The 11746-nt window shown below is 72.0% G+C and carries 13 protein-coding genes; 4 read left to right on the forward strand and 9 right to left on the reverse strand.

Going from position 1 to position 11746, the window contains the following annotated elements:
• Window positions 1-37 precede the first annotated feature (37 nt).
• Window positions 38-1279, reverse strand: a complete 1242-nt coding sequence (locus OG392_RS06055; protein WP_329276398.1) for an FAD-dependent monooxygenase — start codon at window positions 1277-1279, stop codon at window positions 38-40.
• A 102-nt stretch (window positions 1280-1381) separates the two neighbouring features.
• Between OG392_RS06055 and OG392_RS06060 the strand changes: the two genes are divergently transcribed.
• The 3 genes from OG392_RS06060 to OG392_RS06070 all read left to right on the forward strand — a co-directional run bounded on the left by OG392_RS06060 (window position 1382) and on the right by OG392_RS06070 (window position 3407).
• Window positions 1382-2218, forward strand: a complete 837-nt coding sequence (locus OG392_RS06060; RefSeq protein WP_329276399.1) for a TetR/AcrR family transcriptional regulator — start codon at window positions 1382-1384, stop codon at window positions 2216-2218.
• Entirely contained in the window at window positions 2215-2742 is a 528-nt protein-coding gene (locus OG392_RS06065; RefSeq protein ID WP_443054688.1) for a DinB family protein, read from the forward strand. The genes OG392_RS06060 and OG392_RS06065 overlap by 4 nt, the downstream gene beginning before the upstream one ends.
• Before the next feature lie 182 nt (window positions 2743-2924).
• Window positions 2925-3407, forward strand: coding sequence for a hypothetical protein (locus OG392_RS06070; protein WP_329276402.1), 483 nt, complete (start codon window positions 2925-2927; stop codon window positions 3405-3407).
• A gap of 36 nt (window positions 3408-3443) precedes the next feature.
• On the opposite strand, the gene OG392_RS06075 is transcribed toward OG392_RS06070, so the two are convergent.
• The 8 genes from OG392_RS06075 to OG392_RS06110 all read right to left on the reverse strand — a co-directional run bounded on the left by OG392_RS06075 (window position 3444) and on the right by OG392_RS06110 (window position 10896).
• Window positions 3444-3917 (reverse strand): hypothetical protein, encoded by a 474-nt coding sequence (locus tag OG392_RS06075; protein WP_329276404.1) that lies wholly within the window; start codon window positions 3915-3917, stop codon window positions 3444-3446.
• Window positions 3918-3987: 70 nt separating this feature from the next.
• Window positions 3988-4671, reverse strand: a complete 684-nt coding sequence (ung, locus tag OG392_RS06080; protein ID WP_329276406.1) for a uracil-DNA glycosylase — start codon at window positions 4669-4671, stop codon at window positions 3988-3990.
• A 103-nt stretch (window positions 4672-4774) separates the two neighbouring features.
• The gene (locus tag OG392_RS06085; protein ID WP_329276408.1) at window positions 4775-6352 is read right to left on the reverse strand and encodes an ABC transporter substrate-binding protein; all 1578 of its coding nucleotides are present in this window, start codon (window positions 6350-6352) and stop codon (window positions 4775-4777) included.
• Between the two features lie 148 nt (window positions 6353-6500).
• Window positions 6501-7268: an SDR family oxidoreductase gene (locus OG392_RS06090; protein ID WP_329276410.1), complete on the reverse strand. Its 768-nt coding sequence runs from the start codon at window positions 7266-7268 to the stop codon at window positions 6501-6503.
• Between the two features lie 29 nt (window positions 7269-7297).
• Window positions 7298-8059, reverse strand: coding sequence for a 3-oxoacyl-ACP reductase FabG (gene fabG, locus OG392_RS06095; RefSeq protein ID WP_030316526.1), 762 nt, complete (start codon window positions 8057-8059; stop codon window positions 7298-7300).
• 239 nt (window positions 8060-8298) lie between these two features.
• Entirely contained in the window at window positions 8299-8682 is a 384-nt protein-coding gene (locus tag OG392_RS06100; protein ID WP_073902014.1) for a DUF3037 domain-containing protein, read from the reverse strand.
• A complete protein-coding gene (locus OG392_RS06105) occupies window positions 8679-9524 on the reverse strand; it encodes a HipA family kinase (protein WP_329276415.1) in 846 nt (281 codons plus the stop codon). The genes OG392_RS06100 and OG392_RS06105 overlap by 4 nt, the downstream gene beginning before the upstream one ends.
• A 229-nt stretch (window positions 9525-9753) precedes the next feature.
• The gene (locus OG392_RS06110; protein ID WP_329276417.1) at window positions 9754-10896 is read right to left on the reverse strand and encodes an agmatine deiminase family protein; all 1143 of its coding nucleotides are present in this window, start codon (window positions 10894-10896) and stop codon (window positions 9754-9756) included.
• Between the two features lie 183 nt (window positions 10897-11079).
• Between OG392_RS06110 and OG392_RS06115 the strand changes: the two genes are divergently transcribed.
• Entirely contained in the window at window positions 11080-11718 is a 639-nt protein-coding gene (locus OG392_RS06115; protein WP_329276419.1) for a TetR/AcrR family transcriptional regulator, read from the forward strand.
• Window positions 11719-11746: the final 28 nt, after the last annotated feature.

The raw sequence follows: 11746 nt of genomic DNA on the forward strand, positions 1-11746 counted from the left end.
CAGGCCCTGTGCGGGTGGGCCGTTCGCGCTGGTCAGCTTACGCGGACCGGCCCGGGGCCGTCGGCGGCCGCCAGTCGGCGATGCCGTCGAAACCGCGCAGGACGAGCCCCGGGCCGAACCGCGAGACCGCGCTGACGAGCGTGGTGCGCAGCGCGACGGCGGGGCGGGCCGCGAGCAGGGTGACGGCTCCGGTGCGGGCGGCCTTGCGGACGATGGCGGTGGTACGGGGCAGCCGGTCGGCGGTGTACGCGGCGAGGTCACGGCTCGGGACGAAGTCGGGCGCGGGGCCGTTGCGGTGGGCACCGCGCGCGGCACCGGAGGGCGCGGGGGCGGCCGCGGGGCCGACGTGGTGGGCGAGGACGACGGCGTCCTCGATCGCCTGGTTCCCGCCCTGTCCGAGGCTCGGCATCATCGCGTGCGCGGCGTCGCCGAGGAGTGCGACCCGGCCCCGGTGGAAGGCCGGCAGCGGGTCGGGCAGGTGGTGGACGTCGTGGCGGAGGACCAGCGCGGGATCCGCGGCGGCGAGGATCTCGGGGACGGGGTGGTGCCAGTCGCCGAACAGGCGCAGGAGTTCGGCCTTCTCGTCGTCGGGCGCCCGGCCGCCCGCGGGGGCGGCGGCCATCGCGTAGGCGTAGATCCTGCCGTCCTTGAGGGGCTGCGTCCCCCACAGGCGCCCGGCGCCCCAGGTCTCGTGCGGGGCGAAGGGCCGCTCGGGGGCCGGGACGACGACCCGCCAGGTGGTGCAGCCCGCGTACCGCGGGCCGGGGTGGCCGGGGAAGAGGGCGTGCCGCGTCGCCGAACGGATGCCGTCGGCGGCGACCACGAGTGCGGCCTCGATCTCGCCGTCGGGGGTGGCGAGGCGGGCGGGGCGGTGGTCGTCGCCGGGGTCGACGAGCGTGGCGGCGGACCCGGTGCGGACGGTCCCGTCGGGGAGGGCGGAGGTGAGGATGTCGACGAGGGTGGCCCGGTGGAGCAGGACGAGCGGCCCGCCGAAGCGGGCGGCGGCGGCCTCGGCGTTCGTACGGGCGATCCACCTGCCGCCGGGGGTGCGCATGCCGCCGTCGCCCTGCCAGGCGGCGAGGGCGCGAACGCGGTCGCCGAGGCCGATGACGTCGAGGGCGCGCTGGGCGTTGGGGGCGAGTCCGATGCCGGCGCCGACGGGGGCGAGGTCGGCGGCCCGCTCCAGGACCGTGACCTGCCGACCGGCGCGGTGGAGGGCGACGGCGGCGGTCAGTCCGCCGACGCCGGCGCCGACGACGACGGCACGGTGCTGCTCCATGGCTGCTCCTCGGATCAGGGAACTACAGGTGTAGTACCTTCGATGCCGTGACCGTACTACAGATGTAGTGAGCCGGGAAGCGAGCGGTTGTAGGTTGTCCTCATGACCTCGGCGACGCCCTCCGCTGCCCCTCCCGGCCCGACCGGATCCACCGGCCCGATCGGGCCTCCTGAATCCCCCGGACCCTTCGGCGCTCCCGGCGCTCCCGGCGCTCCCGGCACCACCGCCTCCACCGCCTCCCGTGCGGACCGCATCGGCGACGCCGCCCTGGACCTGCTCGTGGAGCGCGGCATGCGGGGCCTGACCCATCGCGCGGTGGACGAGCGGGCGGGACTGCCCCAGGGGTCGACGTCGAACCACGCCCGCACCCGCCAGGCTCTCCTGGAGACGGCCGTACGACGCCAGGTGGAGCTGGAGTCCCGGGTCCTGACCCCGGACGAACTGCCGGGCGCCACCGGGCCCCGAGCGGCGGAAGGGGTTCCCGGCGGGGAACCGGCACCGGGAGGGCCGGGCGAAGGGGTGAGCGTCGACACCGGCACCCTCGCGGACGCCCTCTCCCTCGCACTGCACCGCTATCTCACCGACCACCGCGCCCTGCTCGTCTCCCGCTACGAGCTGGCCCTGGAGGCGACCCGCCGCCCCGAACTCCGCGCCTTCTTCGACGCCGCCGGTTCCGTCTTCCACGGCCCCCTGATCGCGATGACGGCTGCGGCCGGCTCGTCCGAGCCCGAGCGCCACGCGCTCTCCCTCATCGCCTGGTGCGAGGGGCTGATGTTCTCCTGCGCCGCCGGCTCCTTCCACGCCGCCGTGCCGGGCCGCGCGGAACTGCGCACCGGATTCGACGAGTTGCTTCGGGGCATGCTCGGCGACGAGACCGGTCCGGGCCGCGGGGAAAGCACTGGCACGGCCCGTGAGCGTGGGGGACGATGCCCCACATGATCGCCGAAAGCACCGACAGCACCCCCCGGGTCGACCCGTCCACGACCTCGGGCGAGCGCGAAGCCCTGGAACAGTGGCTCGACTTCCACCGCGCGACCCTCGCGAGGAAGTGCGAGGGGCTCGACGACGCCCAGCTGCGCACCCTGTCCGCCCCGCCCTCCGAGCTCAGCCTGCTGGGCCTCGTCCGCCACATGGCGAAGGTCGAGCAGGGCTGGTTCCGCAACGTCCTGGCCGGCGAGAAGGCGCCGAAGCTCTACTCGACCGAGGAGGACCGGGACCGGGACTTCCACGTCACCGACGAGGACACCTACGCGGAGGCCCACGCGACCTGGCAGGCGGAGATCGCCCACGCGCGCACCGTGGCCGCCGCGCGCGGTCTCGACGACCTCGGGGAGGGCGAGCACCACTCCGGGAAGCCGTACAACCTGCGCTGGATCTATCTGCACATGATCGAGGAGTACGCCCGCCACAACGGCCACGCGGACCTCGTCCGGGAGCGGATCGACGGCGCGACCGGCGACTGAGCACCCACCCGCCTCGGACCGGCCGGGGTCCGGCCGCGCGACCATGGGCGCGCCGGCGTGCCCACGACGACGAAGCAGGTCCCGCGCGGGGTCAAGGACGGTGCCGCGTCGGCTCACCCGTGCGGGGCATTCCCCGCCGGTAGGGGCGCGAAGATCACCACCGGACCCGCAGAGTTGCGCGGGTGCATGGAACCCGAACAACAGCGAAGATCCTGGTGGGGGCGGCCGTGGCCGCCCTCACGGGTTGCGTCGCGGTGGACACCCCGCCGACGGCCCCCGCCCCCGCGCCCGTCGCGGAGACCGTACGCCCCGGCCAGGACGTGGCTCCGCAGATCGTCGAGGGACCGGCCCTCGACGCCCTGGAGGCGGCGCTCCCCGCTCCCCCGCCGTCCGCCACGCCCCGCGCGACACCCCCACCCGACACGCGCCGGCGGGAGGCGGCTCCTGCCCGTCCCGCCGCGCCGCGCGCCGAGTCCGTGCCGCCACGGCCGGAGCGTCCGCGTCCGGAGACCCGGCCGCTGCCCGAACTCCCGGCGGAACCGGCCGAGCTGCCGAGGAACGCACCGGTCTCCCGGACGGACGTCTGCGACCTGGGCGAGCGGTTCGGCGGCTGGGCACCCGACAGCGACCCGTCACGCATCTGCCACGGCGCCTACGGCCCCTGAGGCTCCGGGGCACGGGGCCCGCGAGGCCCCCGGCCCTCACATGGCCCGGAGCCGCAGGTCCAGGCGCTCGATCGCGGCCCGCACCCCGTTCCCGTAGCCGTCGTCGTCGAGGTGGTCCGATGCGGCGCGGGCCCGGTCCAGATGAACCCGCGCGGCGTCGGGCCGCTGGAGCTTGACGTAGTCGGCGGCCAGATTGAGGTGGAGCGAGGGGTACAGCGCCCGGAGGGCGACCGCGGAACCGTGCTCGGCGAGCCGCTCCTCCGCGAGGCCCTCCGCCGCGCTCAGGGCCCGCAGGTCCCAGGCCAGCTCGGTGTCGGGGTCGTCCTGGGCATCGGCCATGTAGTGCGCGAGGGTGCACCGGTGCAGGGGGTCCCCGTCCGGGCCGATCTGCTGCCAGAGCAGCCCGAAGCGGTTGCGTGCCTCCTCGCGGTCACCACCGTGGAGCAGCATCATCGCCTGCCCGATCCTGGTCATGACCCCGTCGTCCGACACCTGCTGCTGCTCGGTCACCGCGACCTCCACCCGCTCACCCACTGGGAGAGCCGACGCTAGCCGCACCGGGGCCGGATCGGGCCGAGGCTCAGCCGAGGTCCGGGATGCGCCAGTCGATCGGCTCGTGTCCCTGAGCCGCGACGGCCGCGTCGATCTGGGTGAAGGGCTGCGACCCGAAGAACTTCTTCGCCGAGAGCGGCGAGGGGTGGGCGCCCTTGACCACCACGTGCCGCTCCTCGTCGATGAGGGGCAGCTTCTTCTGGGCGTAGTTGCCCCAGAGGACGAAGACGGCGGGGTCGGGGCGGGAGGCGACGGCGGTGATCACCGCGTCGGTGAACTTCTCCCAGCCCTTGCCCTTGTGCGAGTTCGCCTCGCCGGAGCGGACGGTCAGCACGGCGTTGAGCAGGAGGACGCCCTGCTCGGCCCACGGCATCAGATAGCCGTTGTCCGGGACGGGGTGGCCGAGCTCGGCCTGCATCTCCTTGTAGATGTTCCGCAGGGAGGGCGGGGTCTTCACCCCGGGCCGGACCGAGAAGCAGAGGCCGTGGCCCTGACCCTCGCCGTGGTAGGGGTCCTGACCGAGGATCAGGACCTTCACCTTGTCGTACGGGGTGGCGTCGAGGGCGGCGAACACCTCGTCCTTCGGCGGGAAGACCGGTCCCGCGGCGCGCTCCTCCTCGACGAACTCGGTGAGCTGGGCGAAGTACGGCTTCCGCAGCTCCTCGCCGAGAACACCCCGCCAGGACTCGGGCAGCATGCTGGTGTCGGTCACGGTCAACAACCTCCGGTGGACGTTCCTGTTACTCGTCCCCGAACCTACCGGGGGCCACTGACAGTGGCCCCCGCGGGCTCCCGGCTCCTGCCGGCCCCGGGTCCTACCAGCTGGCCCGGCGGCTCAGCTCCCAGAGCTGCATGACGGTCTGCGGGTCGAGCGCGCCCTCACCGCCGCCGATGTCGTCACGGGCCGCGATGTACAGCTTGCCCTGCCACAGGGGCAGCAGCCGGACGTCCTGGACCATGATCTCCTGGGCCTCCACGAACTCGTCCGTGACGGTCCCGCGGTCGCTCTCGCGGCGGGACTTCGGGAGCAGTTCGCCGGTGATCCTGGGGCTCACGTACGGCGTGCCGAGGACGTTCTCCTTGCCGACGAACGGCGCCACGAAGTTGTCCGGGTCCGGGAAGTCGGGGAACCAGCCTCGGCCGAAGACCGGGTACTCGCCCTTCTGGTAACCCGCCTGGAAGTCCTTCCAGGGCTTGCCCTCGATGGTGACCTTGAAGAGGCCGGTCTCCTCCAGCTGGCGCTTGAGCTCCTTGAACTCGGCGGCGGTCGAGGAGCCGTAGCGGTCCGTCGTGTACCAGAAGTTCAGCTCGACGGTCTCGGTGATGCCGGCGTCACGGAGGATCTTCTTGGCCTTCTTGGCGTCCGGGTCGCCGAAGCGGTCGAAGAACTTGGTGGTGTGGGCGGCGATCCCCTTGGGCACCATGGAGTACAGGGGCTCGGCGGTGCCCTGGTAGACCTTGCTGACCAGTTCGTCGCGGTCGACGACCTGCGCGATGGCCTTGCGGACCGCGGGCTTGGCGATCGTGGGGTCCTGGGTGTTGAAGACCAGGTAGCGAATGTCCGCGCCGGTCGACTCGACGATCTGCAGGCCCTGGTTCTCGGGCTTGTCGTCCTGGAGTTCGATGACCTCCTCGGCGGTGAGGCCGCGGTAGGTGGCGTCGATCTCCTTCTTCTTGAGCGCGGCGACCATCGCCTCGGACTCGTCGAAGTACCGGATGGTCACGCCGCCGTTCTTACGGTCGGCGAAGCCCTTGTACGTGGGGTTCTTGGTCAGCTCGGCCGACTCGCGCTCGGTGTACGAGTCGAGGACGTACGGCCCCGAACCGGTGAGCTTGCCGTCCTTGCGGAGCTGGTCGGCCGGGTACTCGGCCGGGTCCACGAGGGACATCGCCGGTGTGGCGAGGACCATCGGGAAGGTGGCGTCCGACTTGTTGAGCCGGAAGACGACGGTCCGGTCGCCGACGGTCTCGATCTTGTCGAGCGAGCCGAGCATGCCGTTCGGGCCGCCCTTGAAGTTGATCGTGCGGATGCGCTCGATCGAGTACTGCACGGCCTTGGCGTCCAGCTTGTGTCCGTTGGAGAACGTGAGGCCCTCCAGGAGCTTGCACTCGAAGACCCGGCTGGAGGTGTCCGAGAACTTGCAGTCCGCGGCATCGGAATCCGGGGTCGTGCTGCCTGTCGGGAAACTCACCAGGGTCTGGAAGACATTCCGGAAGAGCTCCCACGAATTGTCCCAGGCGGCAGCCGGGTCAAGCGTGGTGGGAGAGCTCGTCGTACCGACGACGATCCTCTGATCCCCGGCCGAATCACTGTCCGAGAAGACACTGCATCCGGTTACCAGGGATATGGACACAAGGGCTGCAGCGGCCTGCAGACTGGTCCGGTTGAACACGTGCACGCTCCTCGTTCAGCCACGGGTCGGCCGACGATACCGCAGCACCCCGTCAGGTCAATGTTCGAGCCTGACGGGGCACTTGAGGCATTCGACGTATAACCGGGTTCAATCCGGACACGGAATCCGGAAAGTGTCCGGTTATCGGTCACCCGACTCCGGCGTTCAGGAAAATCCCGCCGTCGACCACGAGGGTCTGACCGGTGATCCACTCCGACTGGGACGAGGTGAGGAAGGCGGCCGCGCCACCGATGTCCTCGGGCTCGCCGAGCCGGCCGAGCGGGTACGCGGCGGCCGCCTCCGCCTCCCGGCCCTCGTACAGCGCCTGCGCGAATTTCGTCTTCACGACCGCCGGGGCAATCGCGTTGACCCGGACGAGCGGGGCGAATTCATGCGCCAGCTGAATGGTCAGGTTGATCATCGCGGCCTTGCTGATTCCGTACGCGCCGATGAAGGGCGAGGCGGAGACACCGGCGACCGAGGCGATGTTCACGATCGCCCCGCCGTGATCCTTCTGCCAGGCGTGCCAGGTCCGCTGGGCGAAGCCGAGCGCCGAGACCACGTTGGTCTCGAAGACCTTGCGGGCCACCCCGAGGTCCAGGTCGGCGATGGGGCCGAAGACCGGGTTCGTACCGGCGTTGTTGATCAGGAAGTCCACCCGGCCGAAGCCGTCCATCGCCGCCTCGACGGCGGCGGCCTGGTGGGCCTCGTCATGGGCCTTGCCGGGGACGCCGATCGCCCGGTCGGCGCCGAGGCGCTCGACGGCCTCCTTGAGGGCCTCCTCGCCGCGCCCGGTGATGACGACGCGGTCGCCGCGGGCGACGAGCGCCTCGGCGATGCCGTAGCCGATGCCCCGGCTGGCGCCGGTGACGAGGGCGACCTTGCCGGACGGTTCCGGCCTTGCCTGTGCGGTCATGTCTGCCGTGCTCCTCTCGATGCCGGTCGTCAGTTGAGCGGGCCGCCGGCCACGTACATGACCTGGCCGGACACGAAGCCGGCGTCGTCGCCCGCGAAGAAGGCGATCGCGTTGGCGACGTCCTCGGGGCGGCCGACCCGCTGCACCGGGATCATGGACGCGGCGGCGGCCTGGAAGTCCTCGAAGCCCATGCCGACGCGCTCGGCGGTCTGCGCGGTCATCTCGGTGACGATGAAGCCCGGGGCGACGGCGTTGGCGGTGATGCCGAACTTGCCGAGTTCCTTGGCGAGGGTCTTGGTGAGGCCCTGGAGGCCGGCCTTCACGGCCGAGTAGTTGGCCTGGCCGCGGTTGCCCAGGGCCGAGGAGGAGGAGAGCGAGACGATCCGGCCGAAGCCCGCGTCCACCATGTGCTTCTGGCAGGCCTTCGCCATCAGGAAGGCGCCCTTGAGGTGCACGTTCATGACGAGGTCCCAGTCGGACTCCGACATCTTGAACAGCAGGTTGTCGCGCAGCACACCCGCGTTGTTGACGAGGATCGTCGGCGCGCCGAGCTCGGCGGCGACCCGCGCGACGGCGGCCTCCACCTGGGCGCTGTCGGAGACGTCGCAGCCGACCGCGAGGGCGGTGCCGCCCGCGGCGGTGATCTTCTCGACGGTGTCCTTGCAGGCCGCCTCGTCGAGGTCGAGTACGGCGACGGCGCGGCCCTCGGCCGCGAGGCGGAGCGCCGTGGCGGCCCCGATACCCCGTGCGGCACCCGTGACGACGGCTACGCGCTGCTCGGTGGTGGACATGCTTGGTTCTCCTCGCCCTTGGATCGTCCCTGGTCGCGGTCGAACCGGTCACCCGCTCCTGCGTCCCGCACATGAGCGACCGCTTAGTATCGTCCGCAGAACGAGACGCTAGAAGCCCTGGCACCCGGTGTCAACGGCCCACCGGGTGCACCCGGTCACTCCCCGTCGCCGAGGGCGGAGACAGGCGGCCCGCCCGGCCGCACGGCACGGGCGGGCTCGGCCGCGCGACAGGGCCGCACTCAGCGCACGAGGAGGTCGAGCAGCCGCTCCACCTCGGCCTCCGGGTCGGCGGTGAGACCCGTGTGGACCGGCCCCGGCTGGACGACCGTGGAGCGCGGCGCGATCAGCCAGCGGAAGCGCCGTCCTGCGTCGTCGCCCGCCGCCTGGCCGGCGGCGTCACCCCCCAGACAGACCCCCTCGACGGCACGCAGGGCGGCCCGCACCCCGGTCACGTCGGCCGCCGGGTCCAGCACCGACAGCTTCGCCTCGTCCAGGTGCGTACGGGCGGCCACGTAGGACCGGGCGCGGCAGTAGACGACCACGCCCGCGTTGAAGCACTCGCCGCGCTCGACCCGCGGCACCACGCGCAGCAGCGCGTACTCGAAGACATCGCGGTCGGTCACGGGGTGGTGTCCTTCTCGGTGGAGTGTGTCCGGGGCGCGAGGCGCTCGGCGAGCCAGCCCGGCGGCTGCTGCGGCCGGCTCTCGGTCCGCGGACCGAGCGTGATCCGCTCGTGGATGGTGGCGGCCCGCGGCAGCAGCGCCGCGACGTAGGCGGCGCGCACGTCGTCCGCGGTGTCGAATCCGGGCTCGTCGACGAGCCACTCGTCGGGCACGTCGGCGGCGATCTCGTCGAGCAGCTCGCGGGTGACGAGCGGGGCGAGCTCGGCGGCCGCGGCGGCGACGTCCGGCGCGTAGCGGGCGAGCACGTGGTCGGAGGCGTCGTACGGCTTGGCGGCGGACGCCTGGGCGCCGGGCCAGTTGTGGTGCCAGATCATGGTGGCGCCGTGGTCGATGAGCCACAGGTCGCCGTGCCAGACGAGCATGTTCGGGTTCCGCCAGGACCGGTCGACGTTGTTGATCACCGCGTCGAACCAGACGACCCGGCCGGCCTCGACGGGGTCCACCTCGTACGCCAGCGGGTCGAAGCCCAGCGAACCGGGGAGATAGTCCATGCCCAGGTTGAGACCACCGCTCGCCTTGAGCAGCTCCTGCACCTCCTGGTCAGGCTCGGAGAGTCCGATGACCGGGTCGAGCTGGATGGTGACGAGCTCGGGCACCCGCAGACCGAGCCGGCGGGCGAGCTGTCCGCAGACGACCTCGGCGACCAGGGTCTTGCGCCCCTGGCCGGCCCCGGTGAACTTCATGACATAGGTGCCGAGATCGTCGGCCTCGACGATCCCGGGCAGCGAGCCGCCCTCACGCAAGGGCGTGACATAGCGGGTTGCCGTCACTTCTGTAAGCATGATCCCAAACTATCCGCTCCTTAGGGCTTCCGATCAGAGGCCGTCCGGCGGTGCCGCGCCCGGTAGGTCCTGCCGGCCATGACCAGGCCGTGCGCCGGCGGGCCGGGCCGTTCGTCGGTCGGGGCGTCCGGTCGGGGCGGGCGGGTTCGCCACGATCCGACCGGACGCCCGTCAGGGATCTCCGGATCTCCGCGGGCCCGTTTCGGCCTCGGCCGCCGTGCCCCGCTCGCTAGCGGACGGGCTGCTGCTGGGTGACGCAGTGGATGCCGCCGCCACCGGTGCCGAGGCGGTCGATGTTCAGCTGCTCGATGACCCGGTCGGGGTAGAGGTTCTGCAGGGTGGCCTTCGCCGCCTGGTCCGCGCGGGTGTCCCCGAAGTGGGCGCTGATGACGGCGCCGTTGCAGAGGTAGAAGTTTGCGTAGGAGGCCAGGAACTCGGGGTTGCCGGAGCGGATCTTGTAGTAGTCCGGGCCCTGGAGGCGCATCGTGTCCATCGGGACGCCACTGGAGGTCGTCGAGGCGGACAGGATGCTGAACTGCTGGCGCGCGTCCCGGGCGTAGGCGTCGTTGTCGGACGCGAGGGGCATCTGGACGAGGGCCTCGCCGGGGGCGAGGAAGCGGGACGTGGCGTCGACGTGGTCGTCGGTGATGTCCTGGCCGCGGACGCCGTCGAACCAGATGACCTTGGAGGCGCCGTACGCCGTGCACATGGCGGTCTCCAGCTGGCGCTCCGTCATCCCGGGGTTCCGGTTGCGGTTCACGAGGCTGCTGCGGGTGGCCATGAGGGTACCGGCGCCGTCCTGCTCGATGGCCCCGCCCTCGCCGACCAGGCCGGCGTAGGTGATCGGCACGCCGACGTACGACGCGACGCGTCCGGCGACGAGCGCGTCCTTGGCGTGGGTCTGCTTGTTGCCCCAGCCGTTGAAGTTGAGGCCGACCGCGTCCAGGCCACCGGCTCCGTCGGTACGGAACACGGGGCCCGAGTCACGCATCCAGCAGTCGTCGACGGGGATGGTGCTGATGACGGTGACCGTGGAGCCGCACAGCTGACGGGCCCTGGCGGCGCTGCCCGGGTTGGCGCACATCACGACGGGTTCGTACGTGGCGACGGTACGGGCGATCAGGGCGATGTCCGCCTGGACGCCGCTCAGCGTGTTGCCCCAGATCGACGTGCTGTCCGGCCAGGCCATCCACGTACGGGTGTGGCGGACGTCCTCGACCGGGACGCGGAAGGTGCCCGCGGCCGTGGCGGCCCCGGCCTGGAACCGGGTCGTGGCGAGGGCGGCTCCGGCGGCGGTCAGACCGGCGGCGGCGAGGAATCCCCGGCGGCTCAGAGCGCTGCGTGCGTGTCGGCTGGATTCGGGTCGGCTCACGTGTGCCTCCTGCTTCAACTCCCCGCGGAGGGTCCGCGGTTGGCCAGAAATGTAAAACTGACCGAGCGCTCGGTCAATATTGTGCGCAGCATTCCCCGGAACCGCTGGAACGCGCCCGTCACCGGGTGCACGAAGCATCGAAACCCGCAGATCGCGGGCGTGGAGCCTGGCTAGAGTGAGGTCATGGCAGCATCCGCGAAGGACACTCCGAACCCGACCGCTCCCCCGGCCCGCCCGGCCGCCCGGTCACGGGCCTCGGTGAAGGGCGAGCAGACCCGGGCGCGGCTGATCGCGGCCGCCCGCACCCTGCTCGCGGGCGAGATGAGCGAGCGGTTCACCACGCGCAACGTGGCGGCGCTCTGCGGGGTGTCACACGGCATGTGCCACTACCACTTCCAGGACAGGACCGACCTCGTCCTCGCGGTCGTCACGGACATCCGCCCCGAGTGGATCTCCCCCCTGGAAGAGGCCGTCGCCGCCCCCGGCACCTTCGCCGAGCGCGCCGAGCGGGTGCTCGACCTGCTCGGCAGGCCGGAGAAGACGGACCTCGCCCATCTCCACTCCGCGCTGCACTGGCACGCGTTGAACGACGACCGGGTCAGGCAGTCGCTGGAGACGGAGTACCGGCGCTGGCGCGCCTGTTTCGTCGCCCTATTCCAGGTTCTCGCCGACGAGCGCGGTGACGGTCTCGATCCCCGGCCGCTGGGCGAGGCCGTCGCCGCGGCCGTCGACGGACTGGCCGCCGTGGAGTCCCTGGACGCCGACGTCGACGCCGGAGCGGTCCTCCGGACCCTGGTCCACACGCTCGCCGCCGGTGCCTGAGGCGACGGCCCTCCTCCGCACCGGCCTC

The organism is Streptomyces sp. NBC_00691, from assembly GCF_036226665.1.
GTDB lineage: Bacteria > Actinomycetota > Actinomycetes > Streptomycetales > Streptomycetaceae > Streptomyces.